The following is a 24,917-nucleotide window of genomic DNA, read 5'->3' as shown; positions in this document are numbered from 1 at the left end:
GAGGATGACCGGCGACGGGGTGGAGGGCAGAGACTCCTGCAGGGATGACGCCAAATAGGGGCGTCAGGCCGCGTGCGGATCAGAGACCGCCGATGGCCGCGTCGAGCACGAAGCCGCCGAAGACGATCCAGCCATAGACCGTGTTGGAGCGGAAGAGCTTCAGGCACTGGTCGGGATCGTCGATGTCGAGGATGAGGCCCTGCCAGGCCAGGTGCAGGGCGCCCAGCGCGAGGCCGGCAAAGGCGGCAGGCCCAGCGTCCGCGAGGGTTGCGGCCAGAGCAAAGAGCGCCGTCGCCAGAAGATAGAGCGCGAAGATGGCGGGCTTGGTGAAAATCCCGAAGAGTCGCGCCGTGGATTTCACACCGACCACCGCATCGTCTTCCTTGTCCTGATGGGCATAGATGGTGTCGTAGCCGATGGTCCAGGCGATCCCGCCGACATAGAGTACAACCGGTGCCCAGCCGAGATGACCGAAGGCCGCCGCCCAGCCCATGAGCGCACCCCATGAGAAGGCCAGCCCCAGGAAGAACTGCGGCCAGTAGGTGATGCGCTTCATGAAGGGGTAGATGGCCACAGGCAGCAAAGAAGCTGCCCCCAGCACGACGGAGAACCAGTTGAACTGGAGCAGCACCACGAGACCGACGAGGGCCTGGATCACCAGAAAGACCTTCGCCTGGGCACGGGACACCTGGCCGGCGGGAATGGGGCGGGATCGGGTGCGCTCCACCTGGGCGTCGATATCCTCGTCCACCAGATCATTGTAGGTGCAGCCAGCGCCGCGCATGGCCACGGCGCCGATGAAGAAGAGCGCCAGGTGCCAGAGATTGGGCAGCATGGCGCCCTTGGCGATGGCGGCCAGCGCCGCCGACCACCAGCACGGCCAGAGCAGCAGCCACCAGCCGATGGGGCGCTCCCACCGGGCCAGACGCGCATAGGGACGCGCCCAGGACGGAAGATGGGTGTCGACCCAGTGGCGGCGGACGGCGTCGGCCACGGGTCCGGTGTCTTTGGTTCCGAACAACATGGTCCAAGGCTTTAGCGCGATCCGCAGGAGGATGCGAGCCGGATTTTCGCTGCCACGCCGACCTCCCCGGGGCCTTCCGCGTGCCATCGCCGATTGTTTGAGGCGAGCGACCATGCTAGAGCCGCCCACAAGATCCGCTCCCGCAGGGATGGGCAGGACATGCGTCCGCGGCAGATCCTTGTCGCCAGGCCCCTCCGCCACTCTTGGAAAGACGAGACCCCATGAACATTCTCCTCATCGGTTCCGGCGGCCGCGAACATGCGCTGGCCTGGGCAATCTCCAGATCTTCCCGTTGTGACACGCTCTATGCCGCGCCCGGCAATGCGGGCATCTCGGACTGCGCGATCCTCGTTGACCTTGATGTCGCCGATCATCCCGCCGTCATCGCCTTCTGCCGGTCTCATTCGGTCGAGTTCGTGGTGATCGGCCCGGAAGCGCCGCTGGTTGCGGGTCTCGCCGACGATCTGGCGGATGCAGGGATCAAGGCCTTCGGCCCGAGCAAGGCCGGCGCCCAGCTCGAAGGTTCCAAGGCCTTCACCAAGGGCGTATGCGACGAGGCCGGCATTCCCACCGCCGCCTACGGACGGTTTGCCGACAAGGCGGCCGCCCTTGCCTATGTGCGCGAACAGGGTGCTCCGATCGTGGTCAAGGCCGACGGCCTGGCCGCCGGCAAGGGCGTGGTCGTGGCCATGTCGCTCGCCGAGGCCGAAGAGGCCGTGGAGGCCTGTTTCGATGGCAGCTTCGGCGAGGCTGGCGCGGAAGTGGTGATCGAGGAGTTCCTCGAAGGGGAGGAAGCCAGCTTCTTCGTCCTGTCCGACGGCAAGACCGGTCTGGCGCTCGCCACCGCGCAGGACCACAAGCGCGCCTTCGACGGCGATCAGGGCCCGAACACCGGCGGCATGGGTGCCTATTCTCCCGCGCCGGTGATGACCGACGCCCTGATCGAGCAGACCCTGCGCGAGATCGTCACCCCGACCATCGAGACCATGGCCGCGCGTGGAACCCCCTTCAAGGGCGTGCTCTACGCCGGACTGATGATCACGAAGGACGGCCCGAAGCTCATCGAATACAATACCCGTTTCGGCGATCCGGAGTGCCAGGTTCTCATGCTGCGCCTGAAGAGCGACATCGTCGATCTGCTGCTGGCCAGCGCGGAAGGCACGCTCGACCAGACGTCCGCCGAGTGGCACGACATGGTGGCGCTGACCGTCGTCATGGCCGCAGAGGGATATCCGGGCGCCTATGCCAAGGGCACAGAGATCCGCGGGATCGAGGCGGCTGCCGCCGATCCGGATGTGGAAGTCTTCCACGCGGGCACCCGTTTCGGCAACGGCCGCCTGCTGGCCAACGGCGGACGGGTGCTCAATGTGACGGCCAGGGCTGCGACCGTGCGCGAAGCCCGCGACAAGGCCTATGCCGCCATCGAGCGGATCGACTGGCCGGAAGGCTTCTGCCGCAAGGACATCGGCTGGCGCGCCCTCTGAGGGAGCGCCTTTCCCGACCGCCCAGACCTTGCCCCCTCAGGCCCGCGTGCCCTCCGGTTTGGACGATGCGGGCCTGTTCAAAGCGATTTGAACGCCCGATTCGCGCCGGACATGCGTGCTTTCAGGTCCGCCGTTCCTGTCCTCAGCGAAGCTGTCTTCAGCTCTCGCGCCGACCGCCCGCCCCAGCAGTTCCGGAGACTTGACGCACGCCTTTCCCACCTTCGCGGGAGAGGGAAAGATACCGATGCGCTGAAACGGGTGTGGAAATCCGGCGAAGACACAATACGCCCGAGAGACCAGATAAAAACCGATCCAGATTTCTTTGTTCGTTTCCGGGTTTGACTTCGAAACGGGCCGAAGAACTTAATTTCATACCGTTCAATTTACCCCCAGCTAAAGACATCTGGAAATAGTTCTCCGGCTCACGGGTCACGAGCGCTCCCGGGATTTTTTATCCTTGGGCGCCATTACGTATTATCAATCGCACATTTCTCTAGCATTCTGTAATTATTGATGCTTTTCACAATGCATAAACTTTCATGGCGGACACTCATAAGCAGAACCCTCTAGCTGACGCCCGTGGAGAAACGCGTGTCTCATCCGAAATCTCGACTCGCCACGGGACCGCGCAACACCATGAGCGCCGCGCTCAGCGCCCTTTCGCCGGAGGAGCTGCTGCGCCGGTTGAGCAAGGATGGCCGGGAGATCTCCCGCCCCTTGAAAGTTCTGCTTGTTACCTTTTTCCTGCTGACCGTTCTCGGCCTCACGCTGCACTCCGCAGTCATAAATTATCTGCAGCTGAGCCGCCAGCTTACCGAACAGAGCGCGACGGCCGAGAATTTTCTCCTCTACCAGGAAGAAGTCGGCAGCGCCGGGCTGGAGCGGGCGCTGGCTGCCCTGTTTCACAATCGGCAACTGCTTGAGACAATCAAGTCCGGCGAACTGACCGAGCCCCGATCGGAGATCCGCGCCTTCTTCGAGGAGATGCGCAAGGATCACCGGGTTTCAGAACTCAGCATCTATTGTCCCGACCTGAGCCTGCTGATGCGCGGCCACGAGAGCGCCGGCAGCACCGATGCCGCTTCCGCGGAACAGAGCCTCACACGGCGGGCGCGCGAAACCCTGTCCACCACCCATGGGCTGGAAATCGGTGATCTCGGCACCCCGGTGATCGCGGTCGTTCGCCCCTTCTACGACAAGCAGGGCCAGCTGATTGGCCTCGTCCGCATGGCGATGGAGATCACCGATCCCCTGAACATGCTGGCTTCCACCCTGTCCTCCGATCTGATTGTGGCCATTCCCACCGGGGACATGGTGCCGGACGCCCTCACCGACCCCAGGGGAAGCGAGCAGCGGGAAACCCTGACGCTTCACGCAACGACGACCGGCCAGAACATCCCGGCAGGGATCAGCTCCCTTCTCAGTGACGCCCCTGGCAGCCGCAGCTTTCTTCAGCAGGACCGCATCCTCCTGAATGGCTGGCGCGTGCTCATGGTCCGCTCCGCATGGCGGCCGGTCGCCGGACACCGCGCGCCGCTGGGCGTTTTGATCGTTCGCGATATCACCCCCAATATCCTGCTTTTCACCCTGCACAGTCTGGGAAGCCTGTTCCTCGCGACGCTCTTTGCCGTGCTGACGGGTACGGTCGCCCTGCGGCTCATCAAAAGGCTGCAAGCATCGGTGGCCCGCACCCGCGACCGGCTGGAAAGCAGCGTCGCGACCAAGACACAGGCGCTGGAAGAAAGTCGGTCCCGGCTTCAGGAAGCGCAGAGGATCGCCTCGCTCGGCAGCTGGGAACGCAACCTGCGCACCGGAGAACATGCCTGGTCGGAGGAAATGTTCCGGATCACCGGCATTTCGCCGGAACTGACGGCGGATGAGGCCTATGTGGAGCTTCGCAAGCTGCGCAAGCCGCTGGAAACGGCCCTGATCCGCATCAAGCTGGAAGACGCGATCCGCTCCTGCGGGCGCTTCGACTATCTCTACCAACTGACTCGGCCGGATGGGACCGAGCGCACCATGCATGTGCTCGGCTATGTGCTGGCGGGTGAGGACGGAAAGGCGGAATGGGTCATCGGGACGACCCACGACATCACCGACCAGCATGATGCGATCGAGCATGGCCGCTGGCTGTCGGAAATCATGGAAGCCTCGCTGAACGAGATCTATGTGGCGGACGCAACCACCTTGCGGTTCCAGCATGCCAATGCCTGCGCCCTGTCCAACCTGCAGATGACCATGGACGAGCTGGCGGAGAAGACCCTGGGCGAGGTGATGTGCGACGAGAACGGCGAAAGGACCGGCCTCGATCTGGCGCCGCTTCTGACGGGCAAGACCAATCTCCTCTGGACGAATGGCCTCCATCGCCGCCGGGACGGCACCGTCTATCCGGTCGAAACCCGCATCCAGCTTCATCGCACCGGATATCGCCAGACCATCGTCGCCATCTGCAATGACATCAGCGAACGGGTGGCACGGGAACGGGAGACCCATCTGGCGCGCAAGCGGGCCGAACGCCTCGCCTATTTCGACGACCTGACCAATCTGCCGAACCGGGCCGCGTGCCAGCGTGACGCCTCGCTGCGGTTCCAGGCGGAGGTCGAACACCGTCCGCGGTTCCTGCTCCACATGGACATCGACAATTTCAAGCGCATCAATGACACGCTGGGTCACAGCGCCGGCGATGCGTGCCTTGCCCAAACAGGAGAACGGCTGCGCCTGTGCTGTGCAGGACTGGGTATCGCCTATCGCTGGGGCGGCGACGAGTTTGTCGTGGTGGCCCAGGGTCCCGATTGCGATCTAGAGGACCTGTGCGAGCGGCTGGCCGCCGTCATGCGCGCGCCCATGGATGTGGCCGGACACCAGATCTGGCCGACAGTCAGCATCGGCGCGGCCCGGTGCCCGGAAGACGGCGAGAGCTTCGAGCGTCTGCTGGTGAAGGCAGATCTTGCGCTCTATCATTCAAAGGATGGCGGGAAGGACCGCTGGACCTGCTTCACTCGCGACCTCAAGGATCGCAGCGACCAGGAGGCCGCCCTGGAGGCAGACCTGCGCCGGGCGCTGCAGGAGGACGAGTTCTTTCTGGTCTTCCAGCCCCAGGTCAACCTGCGCACGCATCAGGTGACCGGCGTCGAGGCTCTCGTGCGCTGGCAGCACCCGACAAAGGGTGAGCTGTCCCCCGGACTGTTCCTGCCGGTGGTGGAAAAGACCAACCTCGCTGCCCCGCTCGGCCGGATGGTGATCAACAAGGCGCTCATGGCCGCCCGGGAGCTGAAGGACCGAGGTCTGGACTTCGGACGGATCGCCGTCAACCTGTCGCCCGCACATCTGAAGACCGGCACGCTGATGCAGGACTTCCAGAACGCGATGGACGCGCATGGGGTCGGTCCCGAACTGCTGACTGCCGAGGTGCTGGAATCGGTCTTCTTCAACGACCCGAGCCACAGCAACGCCAAGCTCCTGCAGGACCTGCACGACCTGGGCCTGCATATCGAGCTGGATGACTTCGGCACGGGCTTTGCCTCGCTGTCCCACCTTGCGGATCTGCCGATCACCGGGCTCAAGATCGATCGCAGCTTCACCGCGCGCCTGCTGACGGACCGCAAGAAGGAGATCGTCACCAACCACCTGATCCATCTGGCCCGGGCGCTGGAGATCAACGTGGTCTGCGAGGGCGTGGAGACCGACGCCCAGTTCGAACGGTTGCGGATGATGGGGAACTTCTCGGTGCAGGGCTATCTCATCGCCCGGCCCATGCCCTTTGCCACCCTCACCACCTGGCTGAACACGGTGCAGAGCGACGTCACCTTCACGGTGACCTGAGACTCTGCGGATCCTTCCGCGCACGTCGAAAGACAGACCACCAAGAGAATTCCGGACGGCGCCTTGGCAGGCTCGTCAAAAGAGCTTACCTCTGCCCCACCGGACCCGGCAGCCTGCTGCGTCCGGCCTTGCGCAGAGGATGAGACATGTCCCAACCGACCATCGGACTGGCGCTCGGCGGCGGCGGTGCCCGCGGCCTGTCCCACATCCCCGTCCTTGAAGCCTTTGATGAGCTCGGCCTGCGCCCCCACGCCATTTCGGGCGCCTCGATCGGGGCGATCCTGGGCGCGGCCTATGCCTGCGGGCTGAGTGGCGCGGACATTCGCAAGATTGCGCTCGACACCTTCGGCGAGCGCAACAAGGTGCTCTCTTCCCTGTGGCAACTGCGGCCGCGCAAGTGGACCCAGATGTTCTCCGGCGGGCTGATGCAGTTCGACCCCGTGACCGTGCTCGACCTCTTCGTCACCTCGCATCTTCCGGCAAGTTTCGCCGACCTGGACATCCCGCTGGCGATCATTGCCGCCGATTACTACGGCTGCTCGGAAGTCGTGCTGGAGGACGGGGACCTGAAGCAGGCCATCGCGGCCTCGATTGCCATTCCGGCGGTCTTCCGTCCGGTGGAGCGGGACGGACAGGTGCTGGTCGATGGCGGCGTGGTCAATCCCCTGCCCTTCGACGCGCTGCCGGTGAGCTGCGACCTGATCGTCGCGGTGGATGTGGTCGGCGCGCCGGTGCAACGCAATGGCCAGACCCTGCCGAGCGCGCTGGATTCCCTCTTCGGCGCCTCCCAGATCCTGATGCAGACGATCACGCGGGAGAAGCTCAAGTCCCGGCATCCGGACCTGTTGCTGCGGCCGGCGGATGACAATGTGCGGGTGCTCGACTTCCTCCAGACGCGGCACATTCTGGAACAGGCCTCGCCATTGAAAGAGCTGGCGAAACACGAGATCGACCGGATCATCACAAACCATGCAAGTATCTGACACAACGTGACAAATACCTAATCCTACAGAACTCGGCGAACTGCCTTCGCTTTACTTAAAAATTAATAAATTTTTAACCAGAAAATAACACCCTGAACATGGAATTCAGGGATGACCATCATGCAGGCAGCAACGAACCAGAATGGTCCGGACGACTGTCCGGTCCGCGAGGATTTCCTCGCCCGACTCGTCACAGGACCCGGCGGAGAGTGCGTCGATCTCACACGCGACCTTCCGGAAGAAACAAGGGCCCGTCTGGCGCTCTTCTGCTATCGGCGAAATCATCTGCGACGGGTGGGGCTGCTCCTGGCGGCGACCTGCTCGAAGGCGGCCCTTGTGCGGGAAAGCGGACACGCAGGCGAGTTGATCCACCTGCAGGCGCAGAACCTCGAAGCCACCTTGTCCGGAGATCGCTATCTGTCGCCGCGCTACATGCGCCGACCGGTGACCCTGCCGGGCTGAGCTGGACCGACGGAACTGCCCGCCTGACCAGACTTGGACCGAGCTTCGGTCCCATGAACTTCGGAGCCTGACTTCCTCCCCGGGCTCCCCTTGGCAACCGCCCCTTCGTCTTAGCCTCCCGCTCCCGGGGCGGTTGCCACCTTTCCCAAGACAGCAGCAACAGACCCGGATCAGCGGAGACCCATGCGCAGGCCTGCCCTCAGGCAGACACGCGCAGGAAGAGCACCTGGCTGTCGCCAGCGGTGCGCCGGTCGATCTCCTCGAAGCCGGCAGGGATATCGATGTGGGCGCTTTCGCGCTCCTCCAGGACACAGATCGTGCCCGGACGCACCCATTTTCCCTCCAGACAGGAGGCTAGCGCCTTTTCACCCATCCCCTTGTCGTAAGGAGGGTCGGCGAAGAGCAGGTCGAAGGGATCGATCGTTCCGGCAGCCCCCATGCGAGTGGCATCGCGACGGAAGATCTTGGCCGCGCCATTGAGGCCCAGGGTCTCCATGTTGCGACGGATGACCCCACGCGCCTCGGTGCCTTCCTCGATGAAGGTACAGTGACGCGCGCCCCGGCTGATCGCCTCGAACCCCAGCGCGCCGGTACCGGCAAACAGGTCCAGCACCCTCAGTCCGTCCAGATCCACATCCAGGCCGTGGGCCAGGATGTTGAAGATGGTCTCGCGCAGACGGTCGCTGGTGGGGCGGGTTCCCTGGCCTTTCGGGGTGGCCAGGGCTGTTCCCTTGAAGCGTCCGGCGACAATGCGCATCAGTCGCGATCCTCACGGCGCGGACGACCGCGACCGCCGAACGGACGATCACCGCCGCCTTCACGACCGCCATCACGTCCGCCTTCGCGGCCGCGCGGGTTGCGGCGTTCCTGCTGCTTGTCCACGACCAGACCCTCGTCGCCCCAGATGCGGCGCTGCGGCAGCGGCCGTTCCGGACGCTCTTCGCGCATCGGACGGTTGGACGGTTCCTTGGTCAGGCGGAAGCGGCTGCGCGGAGAGACCTTCTGCTGACGTTCGCCCTGGTTCTTGCGACCGCCGCCGAAGCCACGATTCTCGTCGCGCTCGCCACGCTGCGGACGATCACCCCACTGCGGACGCTCGCCACGCTGAGGGCGGTCACCACGGTCGGGGCGGCCTTCGCCACGGGGTTCCCAGCCGCCGCGCCCTTCGGCGCCGCGCTTGCGGTCCCCGTCAGCGGGCTTGCGGCGGCGATCCTGGGCGGCCGCGCCATCGCGGGCCGTCATCCACTCGCCACGCTTCGCGCCTTCCTTGCGGTCGCCACGGCCAGCCGGGCCCTTGCGGGCGCCCTTTTCTTCCGTCTCGGCCTTGGCCTGATGCAGCAGCGGCGCGTCGAAATCGGCGCCGGCTTCTTCCGCCAGCTTGTCACCGAGCTGGTCGCGCAGCACGCGGCCACGGATCTCGCGCACTTCGCCTTCCGGCAGATCCATCAGCTGGAACGGACCGAAGGACAGGCGGATCAGGCGGTTCACGGCCAGACCCAGGTGCTCGAGCACGCGCTTGACTTCACGGTTCTTGCCTTCGCGCAGACCCACGGTGAGCCAGACGTTGTCGCCCTGTTCCTTGTCGAGGGTCGCCTCGATGGCGCCGTAGAGAACGCCGTCGATGGCCAGACCATCGGCCAGGGTGTCCAGATCGGCCTGGGTGACCGAGCCGAAGGCCCGCACCCGGTAGCGGCGCAGCCAGCCGGTGGCCGGCAGTTCCAGCACGCGGGCCAGACCGCCGTCATTGGTCAGCAGCAGCAGACCTTCGGTGTTGATGTCGAGACGGCCGACGGAGAGTACGCGCGGCAGGTCATCGGGCAGACGGTCGAAGACGGTCGGACGGCCTTCCGGGTCCTTGTTGGTGGTCACGAGGCCCTTGGGCTTGTGATAGAGCCACAGGCGGGTGCGCTCGCGCACCGGCAGGGGCTCGCCATCGACCAGGATCGTGTCACGGGGATTGACCGTATAGGCCGGGGTCTCGAGCACCGTGCCATTGACCTGAACGCGCCCGTTGGCGATCCAGACCTCGGCGTCCCGGCGCGAGCACAGGCCGGCGCGGGCCATGACCTTGGCAATCCGGTCGCCCTTGTCGGCGTCATCGTTGGCAAAGCCGCGATTGCCGCCTTCGGAGCGGGCGCGGAACTCGGGCTTCGGACGGTCGGAGGAGCGCTTCGGGCCAGGGCCCTTGCGGAACCCGGAATCCTTGCGGAAGCCAGCTTCCTTCTTGAAGCCGCCCTCTTTCTTGAAGCCACCTTCCTTTTTGAAGCCGCCTTCCTTGCGGAAACCGCCTTCCTTCTTGAACCCGCCCTCACGGCGCGGCTCGTCGCTGCGGAAGGAGGGCTTGCCGCCGCGGGCCGGGCCCTTGCGATCGCGAGAGGCTCCGTCGCGCGCCGGACGCGCACCCATGCGCTTGCGGTCACCCGTCTTGTTGCTGTCAGTCATGTCTCAGTCTTGCCGCTTGATGAGGTCGCCTCCACCGGCAACTGCCCATGAACGGGCAGGCATTGCGACCTGCGCGCACGCAGCGCGGACCAGGCAGCAGGACCGGGATATGGACCTTGTGTTAAAAACGTGTGCCGCCTCATATCAGAGCGCGTGCCTTTGGGGTATAGGCAATTTCAAAGAAAGGCGTCTTTCCTTCGCCCGTTCCGAATTTCTGACAGGTCCCGAGCCCGCGATCCATGACAGATGACGCCGTCCCCTCCCCGACCTGGTCCCGCTACATGGATCTTGCCCTCGAAGAGGCCCGGCTCGCCGAGCAGCGCGGCGAGGTGCCCATCGGTGCGGTTCTGGTGCGCGACGGCGAGATCCTGGCCCGCGCCGGCAACCGGACGCTGGAACTCAACGACCCCACCGCCCATGCGGAGGTTCTGGTCATCCGCGAGGCTTGCGCCCGGCTTCAGTCGCAGCGGCTGCCGGGGTGCGATGTCTATGTGACGCTGGAGCCCTGCCCCATGTGCGCCACGGCACTCTCCTTCGCGCGCATCCGCCGGATCTACTACGGGGCGGGCGACGAAAAGGGCGGCGGCGTGGACCATGGTCCGCGGCTCTATGCCCAGCCCACCTGCCATCATGCTCCCGAGGTCTATTCGGGTCTGGCCGAGCAGGATTGCGCGCGCATCCTGCGCGATTTCTTCCAGTCCCGGCGCGACTGACGCAGAGGCCACGCTCCGCCTGCCCGAAGGGCGGTTCAAGGTAAACGATGCCTGAATGACGCAGGGATCCGACCAAAACATTTGCACATGAACATTTTCGCGGCAGCAATAGGGACACAAGCCCTTCTTTTTCCTTCGGAATAAGCAAAAAACCTGAAAAAAATACGCATGCTTAACCCTTTGCCGGAAACCTGTGTCTTGGAACTTCTGCCAAGGCCCCGGAACCCATGCACAAGACTGTCAGACCGCTCATCCTGTCCGCGATCTTCCTGCCCCTGACCCTCGCCCCGGCCCTCGCTCAGGATCTGGGAGAGCTGCACGGCAAGCTGCAGTCCGGGCTGGATCTGACCTGGGTGATGATCTCTGCCGCCCTGGTGCTGATGATGCAGGTGGGTTTCCTGCTGCTGGAAGCCGGTCTCGTGCGGTCCAAGAACTCCATCAACGTGGCGCAGAAAAACCTGCTCGACTTTGCCTTCTCGGTGGTTCTCTTCGCCGGCGTTGGCTTCATGCTCGCCTTCGGCAAGGATGGCGGTCTGCCGATCGGCCTGGACATGCGGTTGCTCGGTCTCGGCGAGCTGAACTCTTGGGAATATGCCTTCTTCGGCTTCCAGGTCATGTTCTGCGGTACGGCCGCAACGATCATCTCCGGTGCGGTGGCCGAGCGCATGCGGCTCATCGTCTATCTCTGGATCACTGTGATCACGGCCGGGCTCATCTATCCGGTCTTCACCCACTGGGCCTGGGGCGCCGCGCTGTTTGCCAATGAGGGCGCCTTCCTTGGCAATCGCGGCTTCGTCGACTTCGCCGGGTCCACCGTGGTGCACGGCACCGGCGGCTGGATCGCGCTGGCGGCCGCGCTCGTCCTCGGCCCCCGCATCGGGAAGTTCGACAGCGCGGGACGTTCCTCGCGCATTCAGGGGCACAGTTCGGTGCTCGCCACCACGGGGGGCTTCCTGCTCTTCGTCGGCTGGCTCGGCTTCAACGGCGGCTCCACCCTCGCCGTCACGCCGGACATCGCCCATATCATCGCCAACACGGTGCTGGCCGCCGCTGCTGGCGGTGTGGGCGGCTATCTGATCTGCTGGAAACTGGACGGGGTGATCCTGCCAGAGCGTACCCTGTCGGGCATGCTGGGCGGGCTCGTCGCGGTCACCGCCGGATGCCACATCCTGACCCCGGCCGGCGCGCTGGCCATCGGTCTTCTGGGCGGGGGCGCGGCACTCCTCGCCTCGGAGCTTCTCGAACGCTGGCTGAAGCTCGATGATCCGGTCGGTGCGGTCGGTGTGCATGCCTTTGCGGGGATGGTGGGGACGGCAGGGCTCGCGCTCCTTGCGCCGGTCGACAGTCTCCCCCTCGGCAACCGGCTCGACCAGCTTGTCATTCAGCTCGGCGGCATCGGGCTGAACTTTGCCTGGTGCTTCGGAACTGCGCTGGTGATGATGCGGGTCATCCGCATGTTCACGCCGCTTCGCGTCAAGCCGGCGGAAGAGGAACTGGGCATGAACGAGGCCGAACACGGCACCCGCCTCGGGATCGGGCATGTCGAGGACGCGCTGGACAAGGTGATCGCCGGTCGCGCCGACCTCAACATGCGGCTTGCCGTTGCCCCCGGTGACGACAGCGAGCGGCTCACCCGCCTGTTCAATGCGCTGATGGACACGATCCAGTCCGAGGAGATCGCCCAGCACAAGGCGGAGGAAGCCAAGCGCTCGCGCGAGGAGGCCGAGCGGCTTTCCGCGCTGGCCAACGCGACCTTCGATGCCATCGTCATCTCCGTGGACGGGCGCATTCTCGACGGCAACTCGGCGCTGGAAGACCTGCTCGGCTATCCGATCGAGGACCTGAAGATGCGGGGGCTCTATGAATTCGTGCAGTCCGAGCTTGCGGGCACGCTGGAAAGCCATCTGGTCAAGGCAGAGCGCGAACCGCGCGAGATGAGCCTGGTCAATCGCGACGGCGAGACCATTCCGGTCGAAATCCGCACCCGCGTGATTTCCTATCGCGGCACGCCGACCCGGGTTTCCGCCCTTGTCGACCTGCGGGACCGGAAGCAGGCGGAAGCGCAGATCCTGCATCTGGCCCAGCATGATCCTCTCACCGATCTGCCCAACCGCGCCGTCTTCAACGCCGAGCTGAATCAGGTGATGGAACGCTGCCGGGCCAAGGGTCAGGGCGCGGCCCTCATGCTGCTGGATCTCGACCGGTTCAAGGACATCAACGACCTGCATGGCCACCCGATCGGAGACAAGGTGATCCGCGCGACCGCCGACCGGCTGCGGCATCATTCACGCTCCAAGGACTTGATCGCCCGTCTGGGCGGCGACGAGTTCGCCATCATCCAGCGGGACATCGCCTTCGGCAATCAGGCCGCAGACATGGCACACCGCTTCCTCAAGGTGCTGGCAGAACCGATCGACTGCGGCAACGGGCTGATCCTGCGTCCGCAGGCCAGCATCGGGGTCGCCATCATCGAGCAGGATCAGGAGATCAGCGCCGAGACCCTCGTCTCCAACGCCGACATTGCCCTTTATGAAGCCAAGAGCCGGGGGCGGGCCACCTATTGCCTGTTCCAGGACGGGATGGGTGACGCCATGCGCAAGCGGCGGCAGATCGAGGAAGACCTCCATGTGGCCATCGCCGACGGAGAGCTGGAACTCTATTATCAGCCCCGGCTCGACCTGGAGACCGGGCACATCTCCTCCTACGAGGCGCTTATCCGTTGGCATCATCCGCAAAAGGGCCTCATCAGCCCGGGGGACTTCATTCCCGTGGCGGAAAACTCCGGCCAGATCATCCAGATCGGCAAGTGGGTGCTGCACACGGCGCTGAAGGATGCCGCCGGGCCGCTGGCCCATGCCCGCATCAGCGTCAATGTCTCACCCGTCCAGTTCCGTGACACGGAATTTGCCGAAGAGGTGCGCCAGAGCCTTGCGGCCAGCGGAGTGCCCGCCGAGCGGCTGGAGCTTGAGATCACCGAGAACCTGCTGATCGAGGACGACGAGCGGGCCCTGTCGATCCTCAGCAGCCTGAAGGCCACGGGCATCAAGATCGCGCTCGACGACTTCGGCGTGGGTTATTCCTCGCTCGGCTATCTCAGCCGGTTCCCCTTCGACACGATCAAGATCGACAGGTCCTTCATCCAGCAGCGGGGCTACAACGCCAACAGCCAAGCGATCATCGACACGGTGGTGCGGCTCGGCAAGGCGCTCAACATGTCCATCGTTGCCGAGGGGGTCGAGGATCTGGACAGCCTGCTGTTCCTGCGCGACAGCGGTTGCGACGAGCTGCAGGGCTTCTTCATCGGCCGGCCGGAGCCCCTGTCGCGCATGGTTCTGGACACGTCCCCGGAGATCGCCGCAGCCCTCGCCGTCCCGTCCACGCCGGTCACGTCACGCGGCGAGGCCGCCCGGCTGCTGACGCGGGCCTAGGAGACGCCACACCGGACCACCTCGGCACATCTACTTGCGACCGAAGAGCTTCTCGATGTCGGAGAGCTTGAGTTCGACCCAGGTCGGGCGGCCGTGGTTGCACTGACCGGAGAGCGGCGTTGCCTCCATCTCGCGCAGGAGCGCATCCATCTCCTCCGGGCGCATGCGGCGGCCGGCGCGGATGGAGCCATGGCAGGCCATGGTCGCGGCCACATGGTCAAGCCGCTCGCGCAACCCGTCGGCGGTGTCCCATTCGGCCAGTTCGTCGGCAAGCTCCAGAACCATGCCGCGAATGTCCATGTCGCCCAGCATGGCCGGGGTCTCGCGCACCGCGATGGCTCCGGGCCCGAAGGGTTCCAGCGAAAGCCCGACCTGTTCCAGCTCCTCGGCGCGTTCGGCCAGACGGGCAACGTCCTCCTCGGGCAATTCGATCACCTCAGGGATCAGCAGCATCTGGCGCGGCACGTCGCGCCGGGCAAGTGCCGCCTTGAGCCGCTCGTAGACCAGCCGCTCGTGGGCGGCATGCTGATCGACGATCACCATTCCGTCCTCGGTCTGGGCGATCAGATAGGTCTCGTGCACCTGCGCCCGCGCGGCGCCGAGCGGCAGACGGGTGCGGGTTTCATCGAGCGGCACCGAGTGGGCGCGCGCATCGGCAGACGGCACGGAGAGTTCCGCCAGCCCACCCTGAGCGCCAGCGCCGCCCGGCGCAGCCGGTCCGTCGTCCAGATCCAGGAAGCCGGAGAAGCCCTCAGGGTCCTCGCGAAACTCGCCGGTCTGCGGATCGATGCTCTCGCGCAGGACCGTGGGCCGGAAGGCCTCGGCCGTGCTGAAACCGGTCTGGCTCTCCGCGCGCCAGGAGCCATAAAGCGAGCGGCCTGAAGTCACCGTGGGGCCGGAGGCGGACGCGCTCGGACTGCCGCCAGTGAAAGAGGAGCCAGCACGCAGCGCATCCAGGGCGACGGCCGCATTCGATGTCGAGGAGCGGTGCCCGGAGTGCACGAGCGCCTGCTTGATGGCCCCGACGAGGAGACCGCGCACGAGCTGGCCATCGCGGAAGCGGACATCCGCCTTGGCCGGATGCACGTTCACATCCACCAGCTGCGGGTCGAGATCGATGAAGAGCACCACGACCGGATGCCGGTCCCGAGCCAGCACATCCGCATAGGCGCCACGCAGGCCGGACAGCAGCAGCTTGTCCTTGACCGGGCGCCCATTGACGAAGAAGAACTGATGCTGGGCATTGCCGCGATGATAGGTCGGCAGACCGGCAAAGCCGGTCAGGTGCACGCCTTCGCGGGCGGCATCGATCTCCAGCGCATTGTCGGTGAAGTCCTGACCCAGAACCTGGGCGATGCGGGCCAGATGGGCGTCCCCGCCGCGGGCTGCGGGGAAACTCATGGCCTGCCGGTCCGCGCCGGAGAGCGAGAAGCTCACCTTCGGATAGGCAAGGGCGATGCGCCGCACGATCTCGGTGATGGCGGCGGCTTCCGCCCGGTCCGACTTGAGGAACTTCAGGCGCGCCGGCGTGGCAAAGAACAGGTCACGCACCTCGACCTGGGTGCCCTTGTGGCGGGCGGCGGGCGCGATCGGCACTTCCCTTCCCCCTTCCACGGAGATGCACCAGGCGTGATCCTCATCCGCATGGCGCGTCTGGATCGACAGGCGCGACACGGCCCCGATGGAGGGCAGGGCCTCGCCCCGGAACCCGAGCGAGCGGATGTCGAAGAGATCCTCCTCACGCAGCTTGGACGTGCAGTGCCGGCGGATGGCGAGGGCGAGATCGTCGCGGGTCATGCCGCTGCCGTCGTCGGAGACGCGCATCAGCGTCTTGCCACCGGCGGCGGTGACGATGTCGACGGAGGTGGCCCCCGCGTCGACCGCGTTCTCGACGAGCTCCTTGATCACGCTCGCCGGACGTTCGATGACCTCACCGGCGGCAATCTGGTTGATGACATTCTCGCCGAGCTGCCGAACCCGCATGCGGGGTGTCCCCTTTTTCGTTCTTCAGGTTTCGAAAAGACAAGGCTTCCTATATGGTCCGCCGCGGCGGGGCCAGTCGATTCCCGCGCAAGCTTACCAGATCCCCTTGTGACCGAGTGACCGACCATGACCGCTTCTTCACCGCTTCTTGTTTCCGGCCTGCGCGACCTCGCGTCCGAGTATGACGGAATTCTCAGCGACGTTTGGGGCGTCCTGCACAATGGGGTCTCGGCCTTTTCGGCAGCCCATGAAGCGCTGACCGCCTATCGCCAGGAAGCCGGCGGGGCCGTGGTGCTGATCACCAACGCGCCGCGTCCGAACGAGCCGATCCGCGAACAGCTGGCCCATCTCGGCGTGCCCCAGACCGCCTTCGACGACATCGTGACGTCGGGCGATGTGACCCGTGAACTGCTCGCCACCCACCCGGGTGCGAAGGTGTTCCACATGGGTCCGGAGCGGGACCTGACCCTCTACGACGGCCTGGATGTGACCCTGACGGGCGAGGACGACGCGGATCTGATCGGCTGCACCGGTCTCTTCGATGACGAAAACGAAACGCCGGATGACTACCGCGACCAGCTGCAGCGGCTTGCCGCCCGTGGCCTGCCCTTCGTCTGCGCCAACCCGGACATCGTGGTGGAGCGCGGCGACCGGCTGATCTGGTGCGCCGGCGCGCTCGGCCGTCTCTATGAAGATTTCGGCGGGCCGCTCAGCATCGTGGGCAAGCCGCACAAGCCGATCTACGACAGCGCCAAGGGCCGTCTTGCCCGCATCAAGGGCGCTGCCCTTGACGAAAGCCGGATCCTCGCCGTCGGCGATGGCCTGCCCACCGACATTCGCGGCGCGGACAGCCAGGGGCTCGATGTGCTCTTCGTGACCGCCGGCATCCACGCTTCCGACTTCGGCCCAGCCGACCAGCCGGACGAAGCCCTGATCCGCCGCCGCCTGGCGGAAGAAGGCCTGAGCGCCCGGGCCGCCATCCCGCGCCTCGTCTGGTAAGGCCCCAAGCAAAAAGGCCGCCCCGAGGGAGCGGCCTTTTTCAATTCTCGACGCTGCGAGGGGATCAGTCGAACAGCTTGTCGATGTCGTCCTGGGAGCCGGAGTTCAGCAGCGCGTCGATGTCGTTCTGGGAGACACCCTCGCCCTTGTGCTGCGGACCGTGGAGGATCAGCTCGCGCTTGCGGCGTTCTTCCTCGGATTCTTCTGCTTCCAGCTCCATGCCGGCGGGAATGCGCAGCTTCTCGACGAAGGTGGTCACCCGTTCGTCGATGTAATTCAGGGTGGAGACCACCTTGGAAATGCGCTGGCCGGTGATGTCCTGGAAGGTGCAGGCCTCGAAGATCTCGATCATCTTGTTGGAGACAAGCTCCTGATAGGCATCGATATCGGAGGGGTCTGCGCTCATGATTTCCTCGGCTGCTTCCATGATGGAATGGGTCGCGGATTCGGTCGCCTCGACGATGGCGTCGAGTTCGCGTCCCGCATCGGGAATGCGCGAGGTCTTCATGTCGTTGGCGCGAAGGGCGGAGATTTCCGTCTTCATGCGCGTGATTTCGCGGGCGATGAGCTGGAGTTCCTCGGTGACCGCAGGCTGAACCACGGTGAGGAACTCGTGCATCGAGCCCGACATCACTTCGGCCAGGTGCATCACGTCATTCAGGGAAACGTCGCCACCGCGGCTCTTGTTCTCCTGCAGGAACTCGATCACCCGAGCCATGTTTTCTTTTGTCATTGCGGCCATGCCTGCCCTCCTTCAGGAGAATAAGGGAACCCGTCTGCCGTGAGCTTCCCGGCTCGCGGCATTGACTCTGGTGGTTCCACCGGCCGTGCCCCCGCACGGTACCCCTCGATTAGAAAGTTCGGGAGATCGAGGGCGTTCCCTGTCACGCGGAAGGGGAACGCCTCGTCTCAACCTTCGGCATCAGTCGGCGAAAACCGCCTCGATCTTGCCCTTGAGGGTCTGCGCGTTGAACGGCTTCACGATGTAGTTGTTCACACCGGCCTTCTTCGCGGCAATCACGTTCTCGGTCTTGGATTCCGCCGTGACCATGATGAACGGGGTCTTGCTGAGACCGCTGTCGGCACGGACCTGCTTCAGCAGCTCGTAACCGGTCATCGGTTCCATGTTCCAGTCGGAAATCACCAGGCCGTAGCGGCGCTGCTTCATCTTTTCCAAAGCTTCGGTGCCGTCCGCTGCGTCGTCGATATCTTCGAAGCCGAGCTGCTTCAGAAGGTTACGGATGATGCGAATCATCGTCTTGTAATCATCGACGACCAGGACCGGCATCTGAAGATCAAGGGCCATTGTCTACTCCATACTGTCAAACTGCGCGGCCCCGGCCATGGGCCTTGGAAGCGCTCAATGACTTCAAAGGAGAGAGACACATTCCTGTGTCCTCGCCTCCCCACACTTCAGCCAAGCTAGTCCAAGGCCCTGAAAACTCCGTTAATGCGTACACGCCGCCTGCATCGTTTGGCCAATTGCAGCCGATACGGCCCCGCCCTAGCCTCTCCGCACGAACAAGGACAGGAGGGGAACCCATGGAAATCCTCGAGTTGCGGAGCCTCACATTCGAGGATCTTTCCGTCGGAATGCGCGAAACCCTGGTGAAGCAGGTCCAGTCGAGCGACGTCATCGGATTTGCCGAGGTTTCGGGCGACAGGAACCCGATCCACCTCTCTGAGCATTTTGCCGCCCGCACCCCCTTCAAGAGCCGAATCGCCCACGGGCTCTACACGGCCAGCCTCATCTCGGCGGTGCTTGGCACCCGCCTGCCCGGGCCGGGGGCGATCTATCTGTCCCAGACGCTCAAATTCCTCGCCCCCGTCTATATCGGCGACAAGGTGAGCGTCACCGTGGAGGTGAAGGAACTGATCGAGCGCGGGCACCGGGCCCTGCTCAGCTGTCTTTGCCAGGTCGAGGGGACGGACGTCCTGACCGGCGAGGCGCTGGTCAAGGTGCCAAGCCGGGGCGAGCAGCCGGGCTGACCGGCGGAGCACCCGGACTTGGAAGAGTGGCGCATAGCGGGCAGGATGCGCCACGAAGCCTGTTGACCTTTGCCGGTCCAGACGGCAGTTTCCCGGCACCTTGAGAGAGACAGGCGTGGCACACCGGGCAGATGCGCGGCGTGCCAGGCGGTGCCTTGCTCCTCTCGCCTGCTTGCCGAACCGCCACCGGACCTTACATGCGCGTCTCGCCCGATCCCGCTTTCACCGTCGTTCAGGACCTTGCCGACTTTCCCGCCGAGCTGCGGGGCGGTGTCGTGGCAATCGGCAATTTCGATGGGGTGCACCGGGGCCACAGGGCCGTGCTCGATGCGGCGCTGTCGCTCGGCCAGGGGTCGAACCGTCCGGTCTATGCCATGACCTTCGAGCCACATCCGCGCACCCTGTTCAACCCGGACGCTCCGGTCTTCCGCCTGAGCCCGGCACAGCAGAAGGCGGATCTGCTGCGGGCCGCGGGCCTGCGCGGCGTGCTTGAACTGCCCTTCACCCGCGATTTCGCCGGGATGGAAGCCGAGGATTTCGTGCGGGACATCCTGATCGACCGGCTGAAGATCACCCATGCGGTGACCGGCTACGACTTCCACTTCGGCAAGGCCCGCAAGGGAACGCCAGCGTTCCTGTCCGCCTCGGGCGAGCATCACGATTTCGGCGTGACCATCGTCGCCGCGCAGAACGACGAGGGCGACGGAGTGATCTCCTCCTCCCGCATCCGCGCGGCGCTGGCGGAAGGCGATCTTGCCCACGCGAACGGGTTGCTCGGCTATCGCTGGTTCGTCGACGCGCCCGTCCAGCATGGCGACAAGCGCGGCCGCAACCTCGGCTATCCGACCGCCAACCTGCGTCTGGCGGAGGGATGCCCCCTCAAGCACGGCATCTATGCGGTGCGGGTGCGCATCGGCGAGAGCTGGCATGATGGCGTGGCGAGCTATGGCCGTCGCCCGACCTTCGACAATGGCGCAGCGCTGCTGGAGGTTCATGTCTTCGACCTGCAGGCCGATCTCTATGACAAGGTGATGCGCGTGCACCTGATCAGCTATCTGCGCGGAGAACAGAAGTTCGACAGCGCCGACGCCCTCGTCACCCAGATGAACCAGGACAGTGCCGAGGCCCGAGCAGCGCTTGCCTCCCTGCAGCCCCTGAGCGATCTGGACGGGGCGCTGATGCCGCTGGTGCTCGACGCCGCTTGATCCCGTCCGAGTTGTCTGACCCAACCCGCTGAGTGGTTTCGGGGCTTGTGCTTGCAAACCCGCTTGCCAAGCGAAGCTGCCTATGTCACCGCAGGATGATCGGCGCTCCCACGCGAGAGCCTCCCTTGCCCGGTGACCCCATGTCCTCCTCTGCAACCCCATCGGCGCCCTCGACCCAGGGCAATCTTGCGGCCATCGGCCTCATGGCCCTGGCGGCCACGATCCTGCCCGTGATGGATATCGCGGCCAAGTACCTGACCGGCACCCTGCCGCCGCTCGAGGTCACCTTCGGACGCTTCTTCTTCCAGATGGTGGTCTGTGTCGGGCTGGCGGTCGTCACCGGCAACGTGGCGCGGCTCAAGGGCAAGCGCCCGGGCATCAACCTGCTGCGCGGCTCGCTGCTCGCCATCTCCTCGCTCTTCTTCTTCACGGCGGTGAAGTTCATGTCGGTCGCCACGGCGCTGGCGATCTTCTTCGTGGAGCCCATGGTGCTGACCCTGCTGGCGGCGCTGCTGCTCAAGGAGAAATTCGGCGTCCGGCGTTTCGGTGCGATCCTCGTCGGGCTGATGGGCGCAATGATGATCCTGCGGCCGAACTTCCTGGCACTCGGCTTCGTCAGCCTGCTGCCGCTCGGCACGGCGGTGTGCTTTGCCTGCTATCTGCTGGTCAGCCGCAAGTTCGCCGGGGCCGACGGGCTCTTTGCCATCCAGTTCGGCGCCAGCGTCGCCGGGTGTCTGATCATCGGCGCGCTGCTGGTCGTGGGGACGCTGGCCGGGATCGAGGAGATGACCTTCATCCTGCCCACGGGCCGCGAACTGGGTCTCGCCTTCGTCACCGGAGCCGTGTCCTTTGCCGGTCACGGGCTGGTGGTCAGCGCCATGCAACGGGGCGAGGCCGGGGCTCTGGCGCCGCTGCAATATATCGAGATCGTCAGTGCCACGGTGCTGGGCTACATGGTCTTCGGCGACTTCCCCGATGCGGTCACCTGGGCCGGCATCGGACTGATCGTCGCCGGCGGTCTCTACATCGCACACCGGGAGCGGAAACTGCAGGGAAAGGACGCCCCCGTTTCCATCGTGGCCAAAGGTTAAGTGCTTTATTCGCGGGCGAATGCCTGCTATGTGCAAGCCCCATGACGAACAGCCCTCAGGATCTGCGAGACTGCATCGTGCCGATGTCCTTGCACCTCTCACGCCGAATTATCGGCCCGGCCTTCGGCTGACGCGACACACGCGGCGCCCAAGGACCGGGAGCTTCCTGCTTCACGAAGGCCTGCGATCCCGCGGGACCCGACCAAGTTTGACCGATCGGACGCCTGCCCTCACCCGCTTTCAATGGCGCGTCCGGCCTACGGATTGACCGAGCGATGAGCGACACCAAGACCCGCGACTATTCCGAGACCCTGAACCTTCCCACCACCGACTTTCCCATGCGCGCCGGCCTGCCCCAGAAGGAGCCGGAACTGATCGCCCGCTGGGAGAAGATGGAGCTCTACAAGCGCCTGCGCGAACAGGGCAAGGGCCGGAAGAAGTTCGTCCTGCACGACGGCCCTCCCTATGCCAACGGCAACATCCACATCGGTCACGCGCTGAACAAGACGCTGAAGGACATGGTCACCCGCTCCATGCAGATGACCGGCTGGGAAAGCAACTACGTTCCGGGCTGGGACTGCCATGGCCTGCCGATCGAGTGGAAGATCGAGGAACAGTATCGCGCCAAGGGCAAGAACAAGGACGAGGTTCCGGTCATCGAATTCCGTCAGGAATGCCGTGAGTTCGCCGACCACTGGATCGGCGTGCAGAAGGCCGAGTTCAAGCGCCTGGGCATCGAGGGCGACTGGGACAACCCCTACCTGACCATGCGCTTCGAGGCGGAAGCGGTCATCGCCAACGAGCTGATGAAATTCGCCACCTCCGGCCAGCTCTATCGCGGCTCCAAGCCGGTGATGTGGTCCGTGGTGGAAAAGACCGCCCTGGCCGAGGCGGAAATCGAATATCACGAATACCAGTCCGACCAGATCTGGGTGAAGTTCCCGGTAGTTCAAACTGACACTATGCAACCTTTGAAGCCGGGACAGCGGCCTGCAGCTCTTCAACCCCAAGAGTATCTCGAAGGAGCATCCGTGGTCATCTGGACCACAACTCCCTGGACCATGCCGGGCAACCGGGCGGTTTCCTATTCCAACCGGATTTCCTACGGTCTCTACGAAGTGACCCAGGACGGCCTGCCGGAAGACAATTGGGTACAAAAGGGCGACCGTTTCATCCTCGCTGACGCGTTGGCCGCAGAAGTGTTTAAGAATGCTCGTATTTCAGAGTTTGCAAGGGATCGCGACGTTCCGCATGAACACCTTGCGAAAATTACGTTACAGCACCCCTTCAGAGAACTAGGACTGGGTGGCTATCAGTTCGACGTGCCGCTGCTGGACGGCGACCATGTGACCGACGATGCCGGTACCGGCTTCGTGCACACCGCTCCGGGCCACGGCGTGGACGACTTCGAGATCTGGATGGCCTCGTCCCGCGAGCTGGAAGCGCGCGGCATCGACACCGCCATCCCCTTCACCGTGGCCGACGACGGCTTCTACACCAAGGACGCTCCGGGCTTCGACGGCGTTCAGGTGATCACTCACAAGGGTGAGAAGGGCAAGGCCAACAAGGTTGCCATCGAGTATCTGAAAGACGCCGGCAACCTTATCGGTCTCGGCCGCCTGAAGCACCAGTATCCGCATTCCTGGCGTTCCAAGAAGCCGATCATCTTCCGCAACACGCCGCAGTGGTTCGTCTATATGGACCGCGCTATCGAGGCGGAAGGCGACACCCTGCGTGCCCGGGCGCTCAAGGCCATCGACCAGACCCGCTTCGTGCCGGGCTCGGGTCAGAACCGCCTGCGTTCGATGATCGAGAACCGTCCGGACTGGGTGCTGTCGCGCCAGCGCGCCTGGGGCGTGCCGATCTCCGTTTTCGTCAACAAGGAGACCTCCGAGGTCCTGAAGGACGAGACCGTCAACGCCCGCATCTTCGAGGCCTTCAAGGTTGAAGGCGCGGACGCCTGGTACAAGGACGGTGCCAAGGAACGCTTCCTCGGCTCCGACTACAAGGCGGACGAGTGGGACATGGTCACCGACATCCTCGATGTCTGGTTCGACAGCGGCTCCACCCATGCCTTCGTGCTGGAAGGCCGCGACGACCTGTCGCCGAAGCGTCAGGGCACCGGTGGCGACGACTACGTTCTCTATCTGGAAGGCTCGGACCAGCATCGCGGCTGGTTCCACTCCTCGCTGCTGGAAAGCTGCGGCACCCGTGGCCACGCGCCCTATGACGCGGTGCTGACCCACGGCTTCACCATGGCCGAAGACGGCCGCAAGATGTCGAAGTCTCTCGGCAACCAGGTGTTCCCGCAGGACGTGATCAAGCAGTACGGCGCCGACATCCTGCGCCTGTGGGTGGCCTCCGGCGACTATTCCGAGGACCAGCGCATCGGCCAGGAGATCCTGAAGACCTCCGTCGACAGCTACCGCAAGCTGCGCAACACCCTGCGCTGGATGCTGGGCTCGCTTGCCCACTCCACCGGCGAGGAAGTGGCGCTGGCCGACATGCCCGAGCTGGAGCGGCTGATGCTGCACCGTCTGGCCGAGCTGGACGATCTCGTCCGCAAGGCCTACTGGGACTTCGACTACAAGCGCGTGTTCCACCACCTGTTCACGTTCATGACCGTGGACCTGTCGGCCTTCTACTTCGACATCCGCAAGGATGCGCTCTACTGCGACGGCAAGTCGTCGGTGCGGCGCAAGTCGGCCCTCTACGTGATCGAGCAGCTGTTCAAGTGCCTCGTGACCTGGATGGCGCCGCTCCTGCCCTTCACCATGGAAGAGAGCTGGATGTCGCGCTTCGGCGAGGCGGAGAGCGTGCATCTGCAGCAGTTCCCGGATGTTCCGGCCGCATGGCGCGACGACGCGCTCGCAGCCAAGTGGGACAAGATCCGCAAGGTGCGCCGGGTGATCACCGGGGCGCTGGAAATCGAACGCCGCGAAAAGCGCATCGGCTCGTCCCTCGAGGCGCATCCGGTTGTGCATGTGACCGATCCGGACCTTATGGCAGCCCTGACCGGCCGCGACATGGCCGACATCGCCATCACCAGCCAGATCACCCTGACCGATGCAGCCGCACCGGAGGGCGCCTTCACCCTGGACGACACACCCGGCGTGGCCGTTGTTCCGGGCCTGGCCGAGGGCACCAAATGCGCCCGCTCCTGGAAGATCCTCCCCGAGGTCGGCACCGACCCGGACTATCCGGAGGTGAGCCTGCGGGATGCGGACGCGCTGCGCGAATGGGATGCGGAGCACGCGGCAGCCTGAGGCTGACGCTGCCCCCTCCTTCCGGT

Annotated in this window: 17 protein-coding genes; 11 read left to right on the top strand and 6 right to left on the bottom strand. The window is 64.7% G+C overall.

Annotated elements, in window-relative coordinates; all coding sequences use genetic code 11:
* Positions 1-79 precede the first annotated feature (79 nt).
* Positions 80-1,024 carry a 4-hydroxybenzoate octaprenyltransferase gene (gene ubiA, locus FR728_RS01835; protein ID WP_149890954.1) on the bottom strand — a complete coding sequence of 315 codons (945 nt, stop codon included), beginning with the start codon at positions 1,022-1,024 and terminating at the stop codon, positions 80-82.
* A gap of 221 nt (positions 1,025-1,245) precedes the next feature.
* Between ubiA and purD the strand changes: the two genes are divergently transcribed.
* The 4 genes from purD (at position 1,246) to FR728_RS01815 (ending at position 7,775) form a co-directional block, all read left to right on the top strand.
* Positions 1,246-2,508 carry a phosphoribosylamine--glycine ligase gene (gene purD, locus FR728_RS01830; protein ID WP_149890953.1) on the top strand — a complete coding sequence of 421 codons (1,263 nt, stop codon included), beginning with the start codon at positions 1,246-1,248 and terminating at the stop codon, positions 2,506-2,508.
* 636 nt (positions 2,509-3,144) lie between these two features.
* Complete coding sequence (locus FR728_RS01825) at positions 3,145-6,330, top strand: bifunctional diguanylate cyclase/phosphodiesterase (protein WP_149890952.1); 3,186 nt, start codon at positions 3,145-3,147, stop codon at positions 6,328-6,330.
* A 146-nt stretch (positions 6,331-6,476) separates the two neighbouring features.
* Positions 6,477-7,313: a patatin-like phospholipase family protein gene (locus FR728_RS01820; RefSeq protein ID WP_149890951.1), complete on the top strand. Its 837-nt coding sequence runs from the start codon at positions 6,477-6,479 to the stop codon at positions 7,311-7,313.
* Between the two features lie 111 nt (positions 7,314-7,424).
* On the top strand, positions 7,425-7,775 hold the full coding sequence (locus FR728_RS01815) for a hypothetical protein (RefSeq protein WP_188318756.1): 351 nt from the start codon (positions 7,425-7,427) through the stop codon (positions 7,773-7,775).
* Between the two features lie 199 nt (positions 7,776-7,974).
* Here the strand turns inward: FR728_RS01815 and rsmD are convergent, their stop codons facing one another.
* Both rsmD and FR728_RS01805 read right to left on the bottom strand, forming a co-directional pair.
* Positions 7,975-8,532, bottom strand: a complete 558-nt coding sequence (gene rsmD, locus FR728_RS01810) for a 16S rRNA (guanine(966)-N(2))-methyltransferase RsmD (protein ID WP_149890950.1) — start codon at positions 8,530-8,532, stop codon at positions 7,975-7,977.
* Positions 8,532-10,217: a pseudouridine synthase gene (locus FR728_RS01805; RefSeq protein ID WP_244304346.1), complete on the bottom strand. Its 1,686-nt coding sequence runs from the start codon at positions 10,215-10,217 to the stop codon at positions 8,532-8,534. Before FR728_RS01805 ends, rsmD begins: the two co-directional genes overlap by 1 nt.
* Before the next feature lie 239 nt (positions 10,218-10,456).
* Between FR728_RS01805 and FR728_RS01800 the strand changes: the two genes are divergently transcribed.
* On the top strand, positions 10,457-10,930 hold the full coding sequence (locus tag FR728_RS01800) for a nucleoside deaminase (RefSeq protein ID WP_208998616.1): 474 nt from the start codon (positions 10,457-10,459) through the stop codon (positions 10,928-10,930).
* A gap of 227 nt (positions 10,931-11,157) precedes the next feature.
* Positions 11,158-14,358 (top strand): ammonium transporter, encoded by a 3,201-nt coding sequence (gene amt, locus FR728_RS01795; RefSeq protein ID WP_149890949.1) that lies wholly within the window; start codon positions 11,158-11,160, stop codon positions 14,356-14,358.
* Positions 14,359-14,388: 30 nt separating this feature from the next.
* On the opposite strand, the gene mutL is transcribed toward amt, so the two are convergent.
* Positions 14,389-16,341, bottom strand: coding sequence for a DNA mismatch repair endonuclease MutL (gene mutL, locus FR728_RS01790; protein ID WP_149890948.1), 1,953 nt, complete (start codon positions 16,339-16,341; stop codon positions 14,389-14,391).
* Positions 16,342-16,467: 126 nt separating this feature from the next.
* Between mutL and FR728_RS01785 the strand changes: the two genes are divergently transcribed.
* On the top strand, positions 16,468-17,340 hold the full coding sequence (locus FR728_RS01785; RefSeq protein WP_149890947.1) for a TIGR01459 family HAD-type hydrolase: 873 nt from the start codon (positions 16,468-16,470) through the stop codon (positions 17,338-17,340).
* Positions 17,341-17,404: 64 nt separating this feature from the next.
* Here the strand turns inward: FR728_RS01785 and FR728_RS01780 are convergent, their stop codons facing one another.
* Both FR728_RS01780 and FR728_RS01775 read right to left on the bottom strand, forming a co-directional pair.
* Entirely contained in the window at positions 17,405-18,082 is a 678-nt protein-coding gene (locus tag FR728_RS01780) for a protein phosphatase CheZ (RefSeq protein ID WP_208998615.1), read from the bottom strand.
* Between the two features lie 180 nt (positions 18,083-18,262).
* On the bottom strand, positions 18,263-18,646 hold the full coding sequence (locus FR728_RS01775) for a response regulator (RefSeq protein ID WP_149890946.1): 384 nt from the start codon (positions 18,644-18,646) through the stop codon (positions 18,263-18,265).
* Between the two features lie 236 nt (positions 18,647-18,882).
* On the opposite strand from FR728_RS01775, the gene FR728_RS01770 reads away from it, so the two are divergent.
* The 4 genes from FR728_RS01770 (at position 18,883) to ileS (ending at position 24,891) form a co-directional block, all read left to right on the top strand.
* Positions 18,883-19,329 carry a MaoC family dehydratase gene (locus tag FR728_RS01770; RefSeq protein WP_149890945.1) on the top strand — a complete coding sequence of 149 codons (447 nt, stop codon included), beginning with the start codon at positions 18,883-18,885 and terminating at the stop codon, positions 19,327-19,329.
* A 197-nt stretch (positions 19,330-19,526) separates the two neighbouring features.
* Entirely contained in the window at positions 19,527-20,534 is a 1,008-nt protein-coding gene (locus FR728_RS01765) for a bifunctional riboflavin kinase/FAD synthetase (RefSeq protein WP_149890944.1), read from the top strand.
* 140 nt (positions 20,535-20,674) lie between these two features.
* The gene (locus tag FR728_RS01760) at positions 20,675-21,625 is read left to right on the top strand and encodes a DMT family transporter (RefSeq protein ID WP_149890943.1); all 951 of its coding nucleotides are present in this window, start codon (positions 20,675-20,677) and stop codon (positions 21,623-21,625) included.
* Positions 21,626-21,900: 275 nt separating this feature from the next.
* On the top strand, positions 21,901-24,891 hold the full coding sequence (ileS, locus tag FR728_RS01755; RefSeq protein ID WP_149890942.1) for an isoleucine--tRNA ligase: 2,991 nt from the start codon (positions 21,901-21,903) through the stop codon (positions 24,889-24,891).
* Positions 24,892-24,917: the final 26 nt, after the last annotated feature.

The sequence above is a fragment of the Roseibium aestuarii genome (assembly GCF_008477545.1).
Taxonomy (GTDB): Bacteria; Pseudomonadota; Alphaproteobacteria; order Rhizobiales; family Stappiaceae; genus Roseibium; species Roseibium aestuarii.
Note: the sequence above shows the minus strand (reverse complement) of the source record. Positions and strands in the feature narration are given on the sequence as shown.

What these genes read in the sequence shown, in the direction of transcription:
- ubiA (WP_149890954.1), bottom strand. Translation starts at nt 1,024, where the DNA reads ATGTTGTTCGGAACCAAAGACACCGGACCCGTGGCCGACGCCGTCCGC.
- purD (WP_149890953.1), top strand. Translation starts at nt 1,246, where the DNA reads ATGAACATTCTCCTCATCGGTTCCGGCGGCCGCGAACATGCGCTGGCC.
- FR728_RS01825 (WP_149890952.1), top strand. Translation starts at nt 3,145, where the DNA reads ATGAGCGCCGCGCTCAGCGCCCTTTCGCCGGAGGAGCTGCTGCGCCGG.
- FR728_RS01820 (WP_149890951.1), top strand. Translation starts at nt 6,477, where the DNA reads ATGTCCCAACCGACCATCGGACTGGCGCTCGGCGGCGGCGGTGCCCGC.
- FR728_RS01815 (WP_188318756.1), top strand. Translation starts at nt 7,425, where the DNA reads ATGACCATCATGCAGGCAGCAACGAACCAGAATGGTCCGGACGACTGT.
- rsmD (WP_149890950.1), bottom strand. Translation starts at nt 8,532, where the DNA reads ATGCGCATTGTCGCCGGACGCTTCAAGGGAACAGCCCTGGCCACCCCG.
- FR728_RS01805 (WP_244304346.1), bottom strand. Translation starts at nt 10,217, where the DNA reads ATGACTGACAGCAACAAGACGGGTGACCGCAAGCGCATGGGTGCGCGT.
- FR728_RS01800 (WP_208998616.1), top strand. Translation starts at nt 10,457, where the DNA reads ATGACAGATGACGCCGTCCCCTCCCCGACCTGGTCCCGCTACATGGAT.
- amt (WP_149890949.1), top strand. Translation starts at nt 11,158, where the DNA reads ATGCACAAGACTGTCAGACCGCTCATCCTGTCCGCGATCTTCCTGCCC.
- mutL (WP_149890948.1), bottom strand. Translation starts at nt 16,341, where the DNA reads ATGCGGGTTCGGCAGCTCGGCGAGAATGTCATCAACCAGATTGCCGCC.
- FR728_RS01785 (WP_149890947.1), top strand. Translation starts at nt 16,468, where the DNA reads ATGACCGCTTCTTCACCGCTTCTTGTTTCCGGCCTGCGCGACCTCGCG.
- FR728_RS01780 (WP_208998615.1), bottom strand. Translation starts at nt 18,082, where the DNA reads ATGGCCGCAATGACAAAAGAAAACATGGCTCGGGTGATCGAGTTCCTG.
- FR728_RS01775 (WP_149890946.1), bottom strand. Translation starts at nt 18,646, where the DNA reads ATGGCCCTTGATCTTCAGATGCCGGTCCTGGTCGTCGATGATTACAAG.
- FR728_RS01770 (WP_149890945.1), top strand. Translation starts at nt 18,883, where the DNA reads ATGGAAATCCTCGAGTTGCGGAGCCTCACATTCGAGGATCTTTCCGTC.
- FR728_RS01765 (WP_149890944.1), top strand. Translation starts at nt 19,527, where the DNA reads ATGCGCGTCTCGCCCGATCCCGCTTTCACCGTCGTTCAGGACCTTGCC.
- FR728_RS01760 (WP_149890943.1), top strand. Translation starts at nt 20,675, where the DNA reads ATGTCCTCCTCTGCAACCCCATCGGCGCCCTCGACCCAGGGCAATCTT.
- ileS (WP_149890942.1), top strand. Translation starts at nt 21,901, where the DNA reads ATGAGCGACACCAAGACCCGCGACTATTCCGAGACCCTGAACCTTCCC.